General features: G+C 72.5%; 14 protein-coding genes and 1 tRNA gene. 6 read left to right on the top strand and 9 right to left on the bottom strand.

Annotated elements, in window-relative coordinates; genetic code table 11:
- Window positions 1–83: 83 nt before the first annotated feature.
- Window positions 84–2,264 carry a germacradienol/geosmin synthase gene (locus ABH931_RS00075; RefSeq protein ID WP_370109433.1) on the bottom strand — a complete coding sequence of 727 codons (2,181 nt, stop codon included), beginning with the start codon at window positions 2,262–2,264 and terminating at the stop codon, window positions 84–86.
- An 86-nt stretch (window positions 2,265–2,350) separates the two neighbouring features.
- On the bottom strand, window positions 2,351–2,944 hold the full coding sequence (locus tag ABH931_RS00070; RefSeq protein ID WP_370108561.1) for an ABATE domain-containing protein: 594 nt from the start codon (window positions 2,942–2,944) through the stop codon (window positions 2,351–2,353).
- A 91-nt stretch (window positions 2,945–3,035) separates the two neighbouring features.
- On the opposite strand from ABH931_RS00070, the gene ABH931_RS00065 reads away from it, so the two are divergent.
- On the top strand, window positions 3,036–3,437 hold the full coding sequence (locus ABH931_RS00065; protein ID WP_370108559.1) for a carboxymuconolactone decarboxylase family protein: 402 nt from the start codon (window positions 3,036–3,038) through the stop codon (window positions 3,435–3,437).
- On the top strand, window positions 3,434–4,360 hold the full coding sequence (locus ABH931_RS00060) for a phosphotriesterase (RefSeq protein ID WP_370108557.1): 927 nt from the start codon (window positions 3,434–3,436) through the stop codon (window positions 4,358–4,360). Before ABH931_RS00065 ends, ABH931_RS00060 begins: the two co-directional genes overlap by 4 nt.
- A gap of 148 nt (window positions 4,361–4,508) precedes the next feature.
- Here the strand turns inward: ABH931_RS00060 and gltX are convergent, their stop codons facing one another.
- Window positions 4,509–5,867: a glutamate--tRNA ligase gene (gene gltX / locus ABH931_RS00055; protein ID WP_370109431.1), complete on the bottom strand. Its 1,359-nt coding sequence runs from the start codon at window positions 5,865–5,867 to the stop codon at window positions 4,509–4,511.
- Between the two features lie 243 nt (window positions 5,868–6,110).
- On the opposite strand from gltX, the gene ABH931_RS00050 reads away from it, so the two are divergent.
- A complete protein-coding gene (locus ABH931_RS00050; RefSeq protein WP_370108556.1) occupies window positions 6,111–7,046 on the top strand; it encodes a hypothetical protein in 936 nt (311 codons plus the stop codon).
- A gap of 381 nt (window positions 7,047–7,427) precedes the next feature.
- Here ABH931_RS00050 and ABH931_RS00045 read toward each other — a convergent pair whose 3' ends face one another.
- Window positions 7,428–8,642, bottom strand: a complete 1,215-nt coding sequence (locus ABH931_RS00045) for an alpha/beta hydrolase (RefSeq protein WP_370108554.1) — start codon at window positions 8,640–8,642, stop codon at window positions 7,428–7,430.
- A gap of 358 nt (window positions 8,643–9,000) precedes the next feature.
- On the opposite strand from ABH931_RS00045, the gene ABH931_RS00040 reads away from it, so the two are divergent.
- On the top strand, window positions 9,001–10,344 hold the full coding sequence (locus ABH931_RS00040; RefSeq protein WP_370108552.1) for an MFS transporter: 1,344 nt from the start codon (window positions 9,001–9,003) through the stop codon (window positions 10,342–10,344).
- Window positions 10,345–10,380: 36 nt separating this feature from the next.
- Here ABH931_RS00040 and ABH931_RS00035 read toward each other — a convergent pair whose 3' ends face one another.
- Together ABH931_RS00035 and ABH931_RS00030 are read right to left on the bottom strand one after the other, a co-directional pair.
- The gene (locus tag ABH931_RS00035; RefSeq protein WP_370108551.1) at window positions 10,381–11,367 is read right to left on the bottom strand and encodes a tellurite resistance/C4-dicarboxylate transporter family protein; all 987 of its coding nucleotides are present in this window, start codon (window positions 11,365–11,367) and stop codon (window positions 10,381–10,383) included.
- Between the two features lie 106 nt (window positions 11,368–11,473).
- Entirely contained in the window at window positions 11,474–12,163 is a 690-nt protein-coding gene (locus ABH931_RS00030) for an enoyl-CoA hydratase-related protein (RefSeq protein WP_370108549.1), read from the bottom strand.
- 116 nt (window positions 12,164–12,279) lie between these two features.
- Here ABH931_RS00030 and ABH931_RS00025 point away from each other — a divergent pair, with 116 nt between their 5' ends.
- Window positions 12,280–13,209, top strand: a complete 930-nt coding sequence (locus tag ABH931_RS00025) for a glutaminase (RefSeq protein ID WP_370108547.1) — start codon at window positions 12,280–12,282, stop codon at window positions 13,207–13,209.
- Window positions 13,210–13,289: 80 nt separating this feature from the next.
- Here ABH931_RS00025 and ABH931_RS00020 read toward each other — a convergent pair whose 3' ends face one another.
- Window positions 13,290–15,044 (bottom strand): pyruvate dehydrogenase, encoded by a 1,755-nt coding sequence (locus tag ABH931_RS00020; RefSeq protein WP_370108545.1) that lies wholly within the window; start codon window positions 15,042–15,044, stop codon window positions 13,290–13,292.
- Between the two features lie 117 nt (window positions 15,045–15,161).
- Here ABH931_RS00020 and ABH931_RS00015 point away from each other — a divergent pair, with 117 nt between their 5' ends.
- Window positions 15,162–15,929, top strand: coding sequence for a class I SAM-dependent methyltransferase (locus tag ABH931_RS00015; RefSeq protein ID WP_370108543.1), 768 nt, complete (start codon window positions 15,162–15,164; stop codon window positions 15,927–15,929).
- Between the two features lie 66 nt (window positions 15,930–15,995).
- On the opposite strand, the gene ABH931_RS00010 is transcribed toward ABH931_RS00015, so the two are convergent.
- A tRNA-Pro gene (locus ABH931_RS00010) sits at window positions 15,996–16,069 on the bottom strand.
- 34 nt (window positions 16,070–16,103) lie between these two features.
- Window positions 16,104–16,841 (bottom strand): LCP family protein (locus tag ABH931_RS00005; protein ID WP_370108541.1); only part of this gene is annotated, 738 nt, incomplete at its 5' end.

Genomic DNA, 16,841 nt, shown 5'->3' with positions numbered 1-16,841 from the left:
TCACGCAGGGGGCACCTCCCCCGGCCGAGGGCCGGGGGAGGTGCCGCTGATCAGCAGCGCCCCGCGCCGCTGAAGGTGTGCACCTATCGGAAGGCGTTCAGGGAAGCCGTCCCGAGCCCCGCCGGGCCGGTGGGGAAGGCCGGACCGCCCGAGCCGGTGAGGCCGCCGCCGTAGCGGGCGAGGAGGTCGCGCTCGGTGTAGCGGGAGGTCTCCGCGTGCCAGTGGGCGACGCCCGCGATCCAGTGCTCCAGGTCGCGGATCCAGTCGGCGACCCCGGACCGCGCGGTGGCGTCGAGGTGGAGGTCGTCCTGGACGACCGGCAGCTGCTCCGCCGTCACGTGCCGGAACTCGCGCAGTCGCGAGTCCATCAGGTCGGTGACGATACGGACCGCCGTCGGGGCGTCGCAGTCGAAGAACGACTGCACCACGAGGACCGCGTTGTGCAGTTCGCCCTCGAACTCGATTTCCTTCCGGTACGACCACAGGTCGTTGAGCAGGCAGCCGTAGTCGCTCGCCGCACCCTGCAACGCGCGGGCCGCGCCGCTGTCGAAGAACGCGGCGGGTACCTCCTCGCCGCGGGCGAGGCGGCTCAGCGCCATGGTGAGCGGGGCACCGAAGGTGTCGCGGCGCATCTCCAGGTAGTCGACAGGGTCCGGAATCCGGTGCAGCGCCTGGTTGTCCAGCTCCCAGAGCCAGCTGTCCAGCATGTCGCCCACCGCCCGGCGCAGGCTCCGCCGCGCCTCGCGCGGCAGATCGGCGGCGGTGCGCCGCCACAGGTCGGCGAGACCGCGTTCGACCGGGGTGGTGGGCTGCCCGGCGGTCTCGCCCGGATCGACGGGCATCAGCCCGTACAGCCGGGCGTTGGCCAGGCGTGCCGCCGCGGGGCCGCCGCCGCGGCCGAAGACGGCGGGGTAGTAGTCGTCGGCGTAGGTGCCCCAGGTGAGCCACAGCGCCGCGAGGACGACGCCGTCCGCCGTGCCGTCGGGGAAGATCCCGGCGGCGCAGAGCGGGAAGTCGAAGCCGGCGAGCAGGCCCTCGTCCCAGATCCCCTCGCTGAACAGTCCGTGGGCGACCGCCCAGGTGTTCGTGGCCCGGCGCGCCTCGTCCAGGTGCGGGCTCATCGTCAGCGGGAACGGTGAAGCCACGCCTGGCGCCTCCAGCGGTCCGACCGGCTGGTGCGGGACATGGGCGAAGCTCCGGACACGCTTGAGGCCCAGACGGCCGGTCAGCGTCCGCAGGTCGGCGGCCGACAGTCCGATGCCGCTCGGCCCGGGCTGCCAGGAGCGGCCCGAACCACCGTCCAGGGCACCGGCGTTCATGTAGCGGGAGGAGCGCAGGTGCCACTCGTGGCCGCCGGACTGCCAGTCCTGCAGCCCCTTGGCGTAGGCCAGGACGGCCGCGCACTCGGCCGGGTCCAGCGTCCGCTCGACGAACAGCGCCGGCAGCTCGGTGACGACGGTGTGCTCGAACTGCTGCATGCGCGAGGTGAGCAGGTCGTTGACGGCCTCCGCCGCGTCCTGGGTGGCGCAGCCCAGGAAGTGCTCCAGCACCAGGACGCCGTTGCTGAGTTCGCCCTCGTCCTCGACCTCGCGCTGGTAGGAGAAGAGGTCGTTGCGCAGGTGGACGGCGTCGGAGAAGGTGTCCCGCAGCACCCGCAGCGGACGGCTCGCCGCGACCTGCGCCGGGACCTCGGCGCGGTTGGCGAACTCGATCAGTCCGGCCGACCAGGGTGCGCCACCGACCTTGCGGCGCATCTCGATGTACTCGACCGGGTTGGCGATGCGACCCGCGTGGATGTTGGACAGCTCCCACAACGACTCGTTCAGCAGGTTCCGCGTGCTCTCCGCGAAGCGGGCGCGCCAGCCGGAGGAGAGGTGAGGAACGGTCCGCCGCCACAGGTCCGTGAGCCCGGCCTCGACGGGGTTGGTCGCGTCCGGCACCGGTGCGGCCGGGTCGAGCGGCATGAAGGCGGGCAAGCGGTCGAGGTAGGCCTTGGCGCCCTCGCGGTCCTGGGTGCGCTTGAACAGTTCCAGGAAGTGGTCGTCGAAGAAGAAGACCCAGGTGTACCAGTCGGTGACGGTGTCCAGGTCCTCGGCCGTGGCGTCGGGGTGGGTGTACGAGCAGAGCAGCGCGTAGTCGTGGGCGTCGAGGTCGTGCTCGTCCCAGACGCCGGAGCCCTCCAGCATGCCCATCGACCGCGCCCACTCCTTGGTGTGTGCGCGGGCCCGCTCCAGGTGGGGACTGAGCCTGGCGGGGTAGACCATGTAGAACTCGGGCAGCACGAAAGGCTGTTGGGGCGCGGTGGCGGTGGCAGGGGTCACCCGTGGGGCCTACCCCGCCGGGAAAACGGTCATCCCGGGTCAGAACTAGTCATATGGTCGTCCGATGTGCCCGCGCGTCGCGCTCGCAGCGCGCGGACCCGCCCCCGGCTCGCGCAAGCCGGTGCCGGGCACCAGCGGCGACGGCCGCCCGGATCGCTGAAGATCCCCAGGCAGTCCTGCTCGGGGCAGGCCTTCAGGGTCAGTCGCTCGGGCCCGGTGAGCTGGTCGGCGGCCTGCCGCACGACCTGCGACAGTGCCCCGGCGGTGCGGGCCGGCGCTGCCCGGCGCAACCCTCCCTCGGCGGTCAGCAGTCGCACCGGCTCGTCGTGGTCCCGCAGGAACCGTCCGAGCTCGCGCATCGCGTCCGCGGGGGCCGGGGTGCGGGTGACGGTGGCCCAGGCGAGCGCGCGGATCGGCCGGCGCAGCTCCTGGGCGAGCCGGACGTCGTCCTCGGTGACCGGTGCGTCCGGCGTGAGCCCGTGCAGGGCGAGCCAGGCCGCCAGTCGCTCGGGCGTGGCGATCCGCTCGATCGGCGTGCTGGTCGGGTGGCGGCCCTGGGTGGCCAGCAGGTTGAGCCAGGTCGCCCCGCAATCGAGCCGGAAGGAGAGATCGTCGTCGGGCATGCAGAAATCGTAACGCCTCAGGCGTTACACATGCTACGGTCGTCGAGTCGGTAACGGCTGAGCCGTTACGCAAACCCGGGGAGGCAGTCAGATGCAAGACCGATTCACCCGCGCCACGCTCGACCGTGAGGCGGGCTACGCGCTGCTCGACGAACTCCAGGACCAGGCGACCCAGCAGGCCGCGTTCCCGGCCCTGGAGGGCCTGGCGCCCGGCTTCACCGACTGGGTCGTCACGGCCCTCTTCGGCGGCACCTACCAACGCGAGGGCGACCTCTCCCTGCGGGACCGCCAGTTGCTCAACCTGGCGGCGCTCACCGCGCTCGGGGGCGTGGAGCCGCAGCTCGTCGGGCACGTGCGGACCAGCCTGCGGATCGGCATGAGCCGGGAGGAGATCGTGGAGAGCATGGTCCATCTGGCGCCCTACGTCGGCGTTCCCAAGGCTCTCGCCGGTCTGCGCGCGGTCGGCACGGCGTTCGCGGCGGTGGACGCGTGACACCGTCCCTGGTGCGCACGGTGCTCGGCGACGTCCCCGCGGCGGAGCTGGGGCGGGTCGACGCGCACGACCATCTGTTCCTGCGCTCGGTCGCGTTGCCGGGCCAGGAGCTGGACGACGCGGCGGCCGCCGGGGCCGAGCTCGCGGAGTTCGCCCGCCTCGGTGGTGGCGCGCTCGTCCAGTGGACGCCCTACGGCATGGGCCGGCACGCGGCCGAACTGCCGGGCCTGGCCCGGCGGACGGGCGTCCACCTCGTCGCCGCCACCGGCCTGCACCAGGCCCGCCACTACGCGCCGACGGTGGTGGAGTCGCTCGCCGGTCCCCGGCTCGCGGAGGTCTTCGTCCGGGAGCTGACCGAGGGGATCGTTCCGGGAGTCCGGGCCGGGATGATCAAAGTCGCGGGCGGATTCCACGGCCTCGACGCCCATGCCCGCTGGACGATGCGCGCCGCCGCCGAGGCCCACCACGCCTGCGGTGCGCCGGTCGGCGTCCACCTGGAGCACGGCACCTCCGGTGCGGAGGTCGCGGCGCTGCTCTGCGACGAGCTGGGCGTGGCACCGGAATCGGTGATCCTCGGGCACCTGAACCGGTTCCCCGACGACCGCGCGTTGCGCGAACTCGCCGCCACGGGCTGCTTCCTGGGCTTCGAGGGCCCCTCGCGCACGCACCACGCCACGGACTGGCGGCTGTTCGCCGCGCTGGCGTCGTTGATCGACGCCGGGCGCGCGGACCAGCTGCTGATCGGTGGGGACACCGTGATCGCCTCCGCCCGCGCGACCACGGGCGAGGGCCCGGGCGCGCCCTACCTCCCCCGCGTCCTGTGGCCGCGCCTGGCGCGGGAGTTCGGCAAGGCCGTCGAGGTGGCGATCACGGTCACCAATGCGGCGGGAGCACTGTCCAGGGGCGCGGGGCTCCACCGATAGGTCGCTCCCCGGGGGGAGCGACAAGCCACCCACGACATCGAGATCCCGAGCGAGCAGGGCCATCCGCCTTAAGTGGGTTGCTCGCGCACGCAGTTGATCGAGCAGAGACCCGCGCCCCTGGACAGTGCAACGCCCCCTTGTGGCGCTGCTACAGCTTCGCGATGGCCGCGTCCAGGCGGGCGAGGACGCGGTCGCGGCCCAGCGCCTCGAGGGACTCGAAGAGCGGGAGGCCCACCGTGCGGCCGGTGACGGCCACGCGGACGGGAGCCTGGGCCTTGCCCAGCTTCAGGCCGTGCTTCTCGCCGATGGCGAGCAGCGTCTCCTTCAGCGGCTCGGCCGCCCACTCCGCGGTCTCGTACGCGCTCCGCGCGTCGCGCAGGATTGCGTCCGCGCCGGGCTTCATCGCCTTGGACCAGGACGCCTCGTCCTCCACCGGCTGGTCGAGGAAGAGGAAGTCCACGTTGGCGGTGATCTCCGACAGCACCGCGAGGCGCGTCTGCGCCAGCGGCGCGACCGTCTCGAACAGGGCCCGGTCGAACTGCTCCGGCGTCCACGTCGCGTACGGCGCGGTCAGGTACGGCGCGCACGCGGCGAGGAACTGCTCCGGCGTCAGCGCGCGGATGTACTCGCCGTTGAAGGCCGTCAGCTTCTTGATGTCGAAGAAGGCCGGCGAGGTGTTGACGTCCTCGATGCGGAAGCGGCGCACCAGCTCCTCGAACGGGAGGATCTCCTCGTCCTCGCCCGGGGACCAGCCCAGCAGCATCAGGTAGTTGACCATGGCCTCGGGCAGGAAGCCCTCCGCCAGGTAGTCCTCGAGTGCGACCTTGTCCCGGCGCTTGGAGAGCTTCTGCCGCTTCTCGTTGACGATCACCGACAGGTGCGCCCAGACCGGCGGGGTCGCGCCCAGCGCCTCCCAGAGCAGCTGCTGCTTGGGGGTGTTGGACAGGTGCTCCTCGCCGCGGATCACCTCGGTGATCTTCTCGTCGAGGTCGTCGACGACGTTGGCCAGCAGGAAGACGGCCGAGCCGTCACCGCGGGCGATGACGAAGTCCTCGATGGCCTTGTTCGGGAAGACGGTGTCGCCGCGCACCACGTCCTTGACGGTGGTCTCGCCCTCGTCGGGGGTGCGGAAGCGCAGCGCGCGGCCCTCGGCGTACGCGAGGCCGCGGTCGCGGCAGAAGCCGTCGTAGCCGAGGTGCTCGGAGCCGGTGCGGGCGGTCAGCATCTCCCGGGTGCAGTCGCAGTAGTAGGCGTGGCCCGAGGCGAGGAGCTGGGCGGCCGCCTCGCGGTGCCGCTCGGCGTTCTGCGACTGGAAGTAGGGGCCCTCGAAGGTCGGGTCGTCCTGGTGGATGCCGATCGCGGCGAGCGCGTTGATGATGCCGTCGGTCCACTCGGGCTTGTTGCGCGCGGCGTCGGTGTCCTCGACGCGCAGCACGAAGACGCCGCCGGACTGTCGCGCCACGGCCCAGTTGTACAGCGCGGAGCGGGCACCCCCGACGTGGAACATGCCGGTGGGCGAGGGGGCGAAGCGGACACGGACCGGGGTAGCAGCAGACATGGGCCAAGACTATCCGCCGCCGGGCCCCGAGCCTTCCCCATATACGTCCGCATACGTCCGCGCCTGTTGCACGCCTGTGACAGTGCGCGTCTGGTTCGAAGATCGTTCCCGTCCTAGTGTTCTTCCCGCCGGGAGCGCAGCGAACAGAAACCGCTCCGGACCATCGCGTCAACACAGCCTGGGGGGCTCCTGATGTCCGCTCGCCTCACCCGTTCAGCCGCCGCCACCGTCGCGGCCGCCGCGCTGCTCGGCTCCGCCGCGCTGGCCTTCCCGGCCGCCGCGAACGCGGCGACCGCCACGCCGCCGGCGCTGCGGGTCTCGTTCACCCCGACCACGGGCGCTGCCATCACGCCGGGTGGCGCCGCCCGGACCGAGGTGTTCAAGGTCACCAACACCAGCGGCAAGGCCCAGAAGTTCGACGGCCTGCTGAGCGTCATGGCCCAGGGCTCCGTGTACCTGAGCCACGGTGAGCTGAACGGCTCCGTCACGGCACTCGGCCGCACGCCCGCCACGGGGAGCCTGTTCGAGTCGCAGACCCCGGGCTACATCGGTATCTTCCACCCCGCGGGCACCAAGTGGGGCTACTTCACCATCCCGGCCCACGCGACCTTCTCCTGGAAGATCGCGCTCGCGGCCACCAAGGCGTTCCCGCGCAACGACAAGGGCATCGAGGTCGCTGTCGGCGCCGTGGGCCCGGGCCCCGTGCGGCCCTCGATCGCCACCGTGGGGATCAAGGTCGGCAAGGGCACCGGTGGTCCGGTCGTCGAGAAGCTGACGGGTGACACCAGCCTCTCCGTCGGCCACCCGGCCTTCGAGTCGCTGACGGTCACCAACCACACCGGCGCGGCCCTGAACCAGGCCTGGCTCATGGAGCCGATGCTCCAGCAGGCACCGGGCGCCAAGCTCGCCGTCGACGAGTGGGTCGGTTCGGCCGCCAAGGGGCACTGGCAGCCGTTCGCCAAGGACCTGAACGCGGCCGGTCTGGCCAACGGCGCCTCGAAGACCTTCGAGCTCCGGGTCCGGGTCGTGGACTACACGGTCAAGGCCCCGGTCAAGGACGTGCTGTGGATCATGAACTGGGACGGGTCCGCCGTTCCGGTGCCGCACCAGGCCCTGCTGGTCCACTGAGCCCCGACCGCCGGAGCTTGTCGGGGTTGAGCACCGCGTAGACCTCGGCGATCCGGCCCTCGGCGTCACAACCGAAGACGTAGACCACTTCACGCACCGGCGTTCGGATGACGAGCGCCGGTGCGTGGTTGTACGACGCGAACGTGATCTCCGTCCCGGCGTAGAAGCGTTCGAACACCGCGGTGAAGAGGCGAGGAAGGCCTCGACGAGCGGCCGGGCCTCGGCCGCCGTCGCGGCCCGGCAAGCGTGTGCGGACGCCACCCGCCGACGGGCACGGCTGAGCATCGTGGGGTCCTTCCCGTCGGGGTGGTTCGTCTTCTCGACGGGAAGGAGGACGCGTCTGTGACGGACAGGAATGTGACTGCCGTCACACTCCTGCGCTCACGGGGACGGCGTGGGGCCGATCAGCTGGTCGCTGAACCAGGTGATCAGGCCGGTGCCCATCGCCGGAACGTAGGTGTAGGCGTTGTGGCGCCCGCCCTGGATGACGTTGACGGTCGTGTGGATCGGTCCCTTGTTGCCGAACTGCTTGAGGAACCCCGTCACCGCGCCGATCTCGCCCGATCCCTCCCGGGTGCCGTACTGGAACGCCAGGTAGATGTCGGGTCCGCCGCGGGCGAGCAGCTGCTTGGCCAGCACGGGCGGGTTGTTCGCCGCCTGCTCCTTGGCGTGGCCCTTCCAGAACGGCGAGTCCGCCACGATGTCAGGCCCGGAGATCAGCGCGGCCTTGAACTTCTCCGGGTACTTCAGCACGGCCTTGAGGCCGGCGAAGCCGCCGCTGGAGGAGCCCATGAAGGCCCAGCCGTCGCGCGACTTGATGGTCCGGAAGTTCTGCCGCATCAGGTCCGGGATGTCGTCCGTCAGCCAGGTGCCCATCTTGGGCTGGCCGGGGATGTCACTGCCGTCCCAGTAGTGGGCGTGGTCGTCGGGGCCCGGGTTCAGCACTGGCATGACCACCAGGAAGGGCTTGCTCTTGCCCTGCTGGTACCACTGGGTGATGCTCTGCTCCAGCTTGAGGCCGGGGTCCTTCCAGTAGTTGTCGTTGAAGCCCGGGCCGCCCGGCAGCGCGATCATGACCGGGAAGCCGCTGTGGGCGTACTTCGGGTCGCTGTACGCCTTGGGCGCCCAGACCCAGACCTTGCCGGTGTAGCCGGACTTCGGGCCGTGGTACGTGATGACGCCGATGTGGGTGCCGTCGTCGAGCGTGTGCTCGACCTTCCACGGCGCCTCGGGGCCGGTCGGCAGCTGGGTCAGCGCGTCGACCGCGGCGGGCTTGCCGTCACCGCCGCCGTTCTGGCCGCCTCCACCCTGCGGGCCGGGCGTGTCGAAGGCCAGCGGCTGGCCCTTCTCACTGAACGGCGGGATCTCGTAGTGCTTCATCACGGGTATGGCCACACCCACGACCGCGGCGAGGCAGGCCACCACCGCGGTCCAGACCAGCACGCGCCGCCGCTTGCGGCGCTTGGCGCCGCCGACGGGCCCGCCGTCGGGAACCGGTGCGCCGCACTCCCCGCACACGCCCGGCTCGCCGCTCCCGCCGGGTGCGCCGAACGGCGCCATGACGGACTCCCCGGGCGGGGTGGACTGGTGGTTCATCGCGCTGCTCCGGCGTGGTCTCGGCCCTGATCGGTCAGAGAGTGAGGACTGAGTGAAAGAAGTGATCAAAGGTTGATCTGATCCGGCGCTTAGGACGGTCAAACCACACTAATCGGTTCCTGCCCGTCCGATTCAGGGCTTCGAGCGTGCCGGGCGGGCTCCTTGGGCGACGCCGGGCCGCCCTGCCCGCTGCGACACCGTCAGAACCTGGCCTGTGTACCGGGCAACGAGGCCACCTGGCTGAAAGTGCGTCAGCTGCGGCTTCCGAGTGATGTTGACCACGTCGCGGGGCCCCGGCTAACATCTTGACGTCAAGTCTCTTGATGTCAAGATAAGTGCACGGGAGCGGGGGCACGAGGTGACGGCGAACGAGGGGCTCCTGGCCCAGCTGCGGCGCCCGCCGGGCGGACGCGACGCGCGGATCATGCTGGGGGCGATGCTCGTCGACCGCACCGGGACGGGCGTCTGGGCCGCTTCCTCGGTGCTGTACTTCACCTTCGTCTCCCACCTGGGCGCCCGTCAGATCGGCCTGTTGCTGGGCGTCGCCGGGCTCGCCGGGATCGCGGGCTCGCCGCTGGCGGGCTGGCTGGCCGGGCGCCTCCCCGCACGCGGGTTGCTGATCGGCAGTCACCTGATCCGCCTGGTGGCGGTCGGCGGGCTGCTGCTGGGCCACGGCGTGGCGATGCTGCTCCCGGTCGTGGCCGTCACGGCGCTCGGGGAGAGGGGCGCCAAGATGCTGGAGATGCTGTTCGCCACGCGTGTCGCCGGGGACCGCCGCACCGGCTACCAGGCGCTGGCCCGCACCACCGCGAACGCCGGCTACGCGCTGGGCGCGGGGATCGCGGCGGCCGGCCTCGCGGTCGGTACCGACGGCGCGTACCGGGCGCTCGCTCTCGGCAACGGCGTCTCCTACCTGCTGGCCGCGGCCCTGGTCTGGCGCACCGCCGAGCCCACGGCGACGAGCACACCCGTCGCGTCCTCCGCGTCCTCCGCGTCCTCCGCGTCCGCCTCCGCCGTCGTCGGGGCGGCCGGGTCCGGCGACGGCGAGGCGGCGCGCAGCCCCTGGCGGGACCGCGGCTACCTGCTCTTCGTCCTGCGCGACATCCCGCTCTGCCTCGACGACTCGATCCTCAACGTGGGCCTGCCGCTGTGGCTGGTCGCCCACACCACCGCGCCGCACGCGCTCGTGCCCGCGTTCCTCGCCGTGAACACGGTCCTCGTGGTGGTCCTCCAGCTGCGCGTCTCCGCCGCGGCGGAGGGACCGCGCGGGGCGGTCCGCTCCGTACTCCTGTACGGCGCGGCCCTGCTGCTCACCTGCCTGCTGCTGGCCGCGACGACCGGCGGCGGCGCAGTCGGAGCCTCGCTCGCGCTGCTCGCGGCGGCGGTCCTGGTGACGGTGGCGGAGCTGCTGCGCTCGGTCAGTTCCTGGGAGCTCTCGGTCCTCCTTGCTCCCGAGGGCTCACGTGCGGCGTACCTGGGCGTCGCGGGGATGTCGCAGTCGATCCAGAAGTCCGCCGGACCGCTGCTGCTCACCGGCGTCGTCATGGCCGCGGGCCCGGTCGGCTGGCTCGGCCTCGGCCTCGCGGTGGCCGCGAACGCCACCCTCCAGCACCGCGCCTGCGCCCGCCGCCTCGCGGCCGCCCCGACCGCCACCACCGTGGCGCCCTTGGCGGACACCGCGTCGGCGACCGCCCGCCGCTGACGCCCGCGAGTCCGCCGCTCGGCCGCGCCGGCCGCGTCACCCGCGCGGCTGCGCGGCGTCGGCCCGGTGCGGACGGATCAGGGTGCGGAGCAGACCGATGAGAGTCAAGGCCCAGGCGGCCACCGCGAGCCAGAGGAGGACCTGGCCCGGGGTGCGGAGCCAGGAGACCGAGGCCGCCGTCGCGGTCGAGAGGGTGGCGGCGGCCGTCATGCCCATCGGGAAGACCGTCGCCCAGCGGCGCAGGTCGTAGCGGGGGCGCGGCCAGCGCAGCTCGGCGAGGACCAGGACCAGGTACCACAGGAGCACCAGCGTCAGGACGGCCAGTGTCAGCGGCCGCAGCACGGCGTGGAGCCCGGTGCCGTGCCAGGCCGGGACGGCGAGCAGTTTCGCGCCCGCCAGGGCGGTGATGGCCAGGGCGCCGCCCGCCACCCAGTGGTCGCCCGCGCCGGTCGCGATCTGACGCAGGTCGAAGTGACGGAACGCCACCACGTACAGCGCCAGACCGAGCCCGCAGCAGACCAGCGCCGCCCAGGCCAGCCACGTCACGGGAAGGGCGGCGGCCAGCGTCGCGCCGAGGACGGCCAGGCCCTGCGTCGCGACGCAGACCAGGAAGACCGCGCCGGGCATGCCGTGCCGGGCCCAGTGGCGAACGACGTGCGGCAGCAGCACGGTCCAGGCGAGGACGGCCACCACCAGCGCGGCGACGGCCAGGGCCCGCCATCCGGAGGAGCCCAGCAGGCAGACGCGGGTGCCGAGCACGGTCGTCGCCGCGACGGCGGTCAGCGCGGGCGGGGTGTCCGCCTCGGCCTCCCAGCGGCTGCGGTCCCGCAGCAGCCGGAACACGAACGCGGCGGCGAGCACGAGCCAGGCCGCGCCGCCGAGTACGAGCAGGGCCACCGAGAGCCCTTCTGGTCCCACCAGGTGCAGGCCGACCGAGACGATCCCGGTCGCCATCACCGCCGATCCGGCGGCGGGCGGCAGCGTCGCCCACCAGGCCGCGGCGTCCCCTCGCTTCTCGTCCACCCCTCCACGGTCGGCGTGCCCGTCCGGGCCCGCAATGCGACGTGCCGTCAGGCCGGACCGGCACGGGTCCGGACGGAACAGGCCCCTCCCTCGGCGACCGGCCACCTCAGCCCAGCGGGACGTCCTTCTCGCGGAGCGCCTCCAGGACCGGCGCGTACAGGCGCTCCTTGATCGTGCCGACCGTCGGGCCCGCCTTGGCGGCGTGCGGGCGGACCAGCTCGATCGCGGCGGCGCGCAGGCCCGCCTCGTCGGCGGTGGCGTCGACGATCCCGGCCGTCGCCGCGTCCACGCCGCCGAAGCGGCGGGCGGTGACCATGGCGGTGTGCGCGGTCTGCGGGGCCAGCCGGGCCTGGATCAGCGCGGACATGCCCTGGGTGAAGGGGATGTTGATCTCCGCCTCCGGCAGGCACCAGAAGCCGCGGTCGGCCCGCATGATCCGCAGGTCGTGGGTGAGCGAGAGCATCGCCCCGGCCGCGTAGGTGTGCCCCTGGAGCGCGGCGACCGTCACGAGGGGGAGCGTCAGCAGGCGCGCGAAGAGCGCCTGCACCGACTCGACGTAGGCGCCGGCCCGGTCGGCGTGGGCGAAGAGCCACTCCAGGTCCAGGCCGTTGGAGAAGAACTTCCCGGTGGCGGCGGTCACCAGGGCCTTGGGCCCTTCCGCCTGCTCCACCTCGTCCAGCAGTGCGCCGACGGCGGTCAGCCAGTTGGGGTGGAAGCGGTTCTCGCCGTCACCGATGTCGAGGACGAAGACCTCGCCGTCGCGGTCCAGGGTGGGGGCGTGCTGCGGTGCGGTCATGGTGGCGGAGCTCCTCGGGTGTCTACCGGCGAGTAACTTGTCCTGTCATCGTAACCACCGGCCCCGCCCCTGTCCGGGAATCGGGCCGGGCCGCCTCGACCAGCGAGAATGTCCGGGTGGACAACGCCGTGGACTACCAGGAACTGCTCGCCGCCTCGATGACCGCGGCCCTGCGCACCGCCGGGACGGGCCGGGTCGCCGACTACATCCCCGCGCTGGCGCGCGAGGACGGGGACGCGTTCGGTATGGCCCTGGCCACCGTCGAGGGCGAGGTCTTCGGCGTCGGCGACTGGGGGCGCCCGTTCTCCATCCAGAGCATCTCCAAGCTGCTGACGCTGATACTCGCCCTCGCCGAGGGCGGCGAGCCGGACCTGTGGCACCGCGTCGGCCGCGAGCCCTCCGGAAACCCCTTCAACTCGCTGATCCAGCTGGAGACCGAGCACGGCATCCCGCGCAACCCGTTCATCAACGCGGGCGCGATCGTCGTCACCGACCACCTGCACAGCCTCACCGACGGGCACGCGGCACAGGCCGTCGTCGACTTCCTGCGGGCCGAGTCCGGCAACGCCGCGCTCACGACGGACCAGGAGGTCGCCGCCTCCGAGGCCGAGCACGGGCACCGCAACGCGGCGCTCGCGCACTTCATCGCGAGCCACGGCAACCTGGTCAACGACGTCGACACGGTCCTGGCCGAGTACTACGCGCACTGCGCCATCGCCGCCTCCTGCGAGGACCTCGCCCGCACCGGCCTGGTCCTCGCCCGCCACGGCCTGCGCGCCGACGGCACCCGCCTGCTCACCCGCAGCGAGGCCAAGCGCATCAACGCCATCCTCCTCACCTGCGGCACCTACGACGCCGCGGGGGACTTCGCCTACCGCGTCGGCCTCCCGGGCAAGTCCGGCGTCGGCGGCGGCATCCTCGCCGTCCTCCCCGGCCGCGCCTCCGTCTGCGCCTGGGGCCCGGCCCTCGACCCCGCCGGCAACAGCGTCGCCGCCGTCGCGGCCCTCGACGCCCTGACGACGCTGTCGGGCTGGTCGGTGTTCTGAGGCCCACGGACCCGGGCGCCTTGTCGGCGCCGGGCACTCGATACGGCGTCGCTGCCCGCTCGTGTTCAGCTGACCGCCGCTCACGGCCTCGGGATGTTGCGCAGGTTGCTGCGGGCGAGGTCGAGCATCCTGCCGACGCCGCCGTCGAGCACGGTGCGGCCGGCGGCGAGGGCGAAGCCCTTGAGCTGGGCGGCCGTGATGGTGGGTGGCAGGGAGAGTGCGTTCGGGTCCGTCACGACGTCGATCAGGGCAGGGCCCGGGGTGGCGAGCGCGTCCGCGAGGGCGGAGCGGACGTTGGTGGGGTCGGTGACCCGGATGCCGTCGATGCCACAGGCGCGGGCGATCGAGGCGTAGTCGACGTCGCCGTTGTCGATCTCGTACTCCGGGTAGCCGCTGACCATCATCTCCAGCTTGATCATGCCGAGCGCGCCGTTGTTGAAGACCACCACCTTCACCGGTGCCCGGCTCGCGTACTTCTTCAGCGTCAGCAGCTCGCCCATCAGCATGCCGAGCCCGCCGTCCCCGGCCAGCGCCACGACCTGCCGCCCCGGATGGGCCAGCTGCGCGCCGATCGCGTGCGGTAGCGCGTTCGCCATGGAGCCGTGCAGGAAGGAGCCGATGACGCGGCGGCGGCCGTTGGGCGTGAGGTAGCGCGCCGCCCAGACGTTGTTCATGCCGGTGTCGACGGTGAAGATCGCGTCGTCCGCCGCGACGTCGTCCAGCAGGGCGGCGACGTACTCGGGGTGGATCGGGGTGTGGTGCTCGATGTTCTTCGTGTAGGCGCCGACCACCCGCTCCAGCGCCGCGCCGTGACGGCGCAGCATGTCGTCCAGGAACGACCGGTCCTGACGTGGCTTCAGCAGCGGCTGCACCGCCCGCAGCGTCGCGGCGACGTCGCCGTGGACGGCCAGGTCCAGTGGTGTGCGCCGCCCGAGGCGGGTGGGGTCGTGGTCGATCTGGACGGTGTGGCGGCCCGGCAGGAAGGAGTCGTAGGGGAAGTCGGTGCCGAGCAGCAGCACCAGGTCCGCCTCGTGGAGCGCGTCGTGGCACGCGCCGTAGCCGAGCAGTCCGCTCATGCCGACGTCGAAGGGGTTGTCGAACTGGATCCACTCCTTGCCGCGCAGCGAGTGGCCGATCGGCGCGAGGACCGTCTCCGCCAGCCGCATCACCTCCGCGTGCGCGCCGCGCACCCCCGCTCCCGCGAAGAGCACCGGCTTGCGCGCCGCGTTGATCGCCTCGGCCAGTGCCTCGACCTGTGCCTGCGCCGGCACAGGCGTCGCCCGCTGGTCCGGCTGCAGGAACGCGCTCGTGCCCGTCGGGTGGGCGACGGGCAGTGCGGCCACGTCGCCGGGGAAGACCACCACGGACACCCCGCTCTGTCCGAGCGCGTGCTGGACCGCCGTGCGCAGCACCCGCGGCAGCTGGGCCGGCGTGCCGACCATCTCGCAGTAGCCGGAGCAGTCCGCGAAGACCCGCTCCGGGTGCGTCTCCTGGAAGAAGCCCGTGCCGATCTGCGCGGACGGGATGTGCGAGGCGAGCCCGAGCACCGGCACACCCGAGCGGTGCGCGTCGTACAGGCCCTGGATCAGGTGCGTGTTGCCGGGCCCGCAGGAGCCGGCACAGACGGCGAGCCGTCCCGTCGTCTCGGCCTCGGCGGCCGCCGCGAACGCGCCCGCCTCCTCGTTGCGGACGTGGATCCACTCGATGGCGCCGTCGCTGCGCCGGATCGCGTCCACGACGGGGTTCAGGCTGTCCCCGACCACCCCGTAGATCCGCTGCACACCGGCCTGGCGCAGGACGGTGATCATCTGCTCGGCGACCGTGCGGTCGGCCATGGGCTTCGCTCCCTCGGCTGCGCGGACTGCTGCTCTCGTTCGATCCTCTCCCGAGGGCGGCGATGCGGCGGGATATTTCGCGAGCGCGTCGCCCGCCCACGGGCGATACTCGCGACCATGGACCACTCCTCCCGCTCCTTCGACGACCTCGTCGCCGAGGCGGACGCGGTCTCCGTCGACGGCTGGGACTTCTCCTGGCTCGACGGCCGCGCGACCGAGGAGCGCCCGCCGTGGGGCTACCAGCGCCTCCTCGGTGCCCGGCTGCGCGAGGCGCACGCGGCACTGGACATCCAGACCGGCGGCGGCGAGGTCCTGGCCGGTGCCACCGAGACCTACCCGCCGACCATGGTGGCGACGGAGTCCTGGCCCCCGAACCTCGCCAGGGCGACCCGGCTGCTCCACCCGCGCGGGGTCGCGGTCGTCGCCGATCCGGACGAGCCCCCGCTCCCCTTCGCCGACGGCGCCTTCGACCTGGTCTCCTCCCGCCACCCGGCCTCGGTGCACTGGGGCGAGATCGCCCGCGTCCTGGGGCCGGGCGGCAGCTACCTCTCCCAGCACGTCGGCCCGGCCACCTCCCTGGAGCTCACCGAGTACTTCCTCGGCCCCTGGCCGACCTCCGGCGAGGACCGCCACCCCGACGTCGAGACCGCCGAGGCCCGCGCCGTCGGCCTCGAGGTGGTCGACCTGCGTACCGCCCGCCTGCGCATGGAGTTCTTCGACGTCGGCGCGGTCGTCTACTTCCTGCGCAAGGTGCTGTGGACGGTCCCGGACTTCTCGGTGGCGACGTACCAGGACCGTCTGCGCGAGATGGACGCGCGGATCCGCCACGACGGCCTCTTCCTGGCCCACTCCACCCGCCACCTGATCGAGGCCCGCAAGCGCTGAGCGCGGGTACCCGCGAAACGGCCGGAGGCCCTGTCGAATGACAGGGCCTCCGGCCGCTTTGCGAAGTCGGGGTGGCGGGATTTGAACCCACGGCCTCTTCGTCCCGAACGAAGCGCGCTACCAAGCTGCGCTACACCCCGGTGCAACGAAAGGTAACTCTACCCGACCCGGCGGCTACTTCTGCTTGTCGGAGTCCGGGATGCCGTTCTTGGTGGCCAGGGCGTACGCCTGCTCGACGGTGAGGCCCTGGTAGGCCGCGGCCGAGGAGGGGAGGCCGCCGAGGGGGAACGGGGAGGCCTGGGCGCACTTGACCGTGTCGCCGGCGACCTCGGCGTGGGCGCCGTTGGTGGCCTGGCCGATGTTGGCCGGGGGCTTGGCGGTGCTGCCGCCGGCGCCCACCTTGAGGTCGGGGCCGACGATCACGTGGACGGTGGTCAGGCCGGGGGTGACGGTGAGGGAGGAGGACGGCAGGCCGAGCGCGCTCGCCACCTGCTGGGCCTGCTTCTTGTACTGCGGGTCGGACGCGGAGTACTCGACCTTGCTGGCGCTGACCGACGGCGGGGCGGTGTGCTCGACGATCGCGTCGGAGTAGCCCTTGCTGGTCAGCTCGCCCTGCACCGCTGCCGCGCGCCCGGGGGTCCCGGTGCCGTTGAAGACGTGGACCTCGATGGTGGAGGGGTCCAGTGTCGCGCTCGCCGCGCCGGAGGCGCCGGCGGTCGGCTTGGTGGTGGAGGGCCCGCCGGACAGCGACTGGTCGTTGGCGATCGCGTCGAACAACTGCTGCGCGTTCGGCGCGGGGGCCAGCCAGGCCTGCGGGTTGTAGGGGTCGTTCATGGCCGGCATCGTCGTGAAGGTGATGTGGTCGCTGGGTATGCCGCCCAGCGTGTTCGCCAGGCTGACCAGCTTGGTCAC

It is taken from the genome of Streptacidiphilus sp. MAP12-33 (assembly GCF_041261265.1).
In the GTDB taxonomy this organism is placed as follows: domain Bacteria; phylum Actinomycetota; class Actinomycetes; order Streptomycetales; family Streptomycetaceae; genus Streptacidiphilus.
The sequence above is the reverse complement of the archived record's forward strand: the minus strand, read 5'-3'. Positions and strand labels throughout refer to the sequence as shown.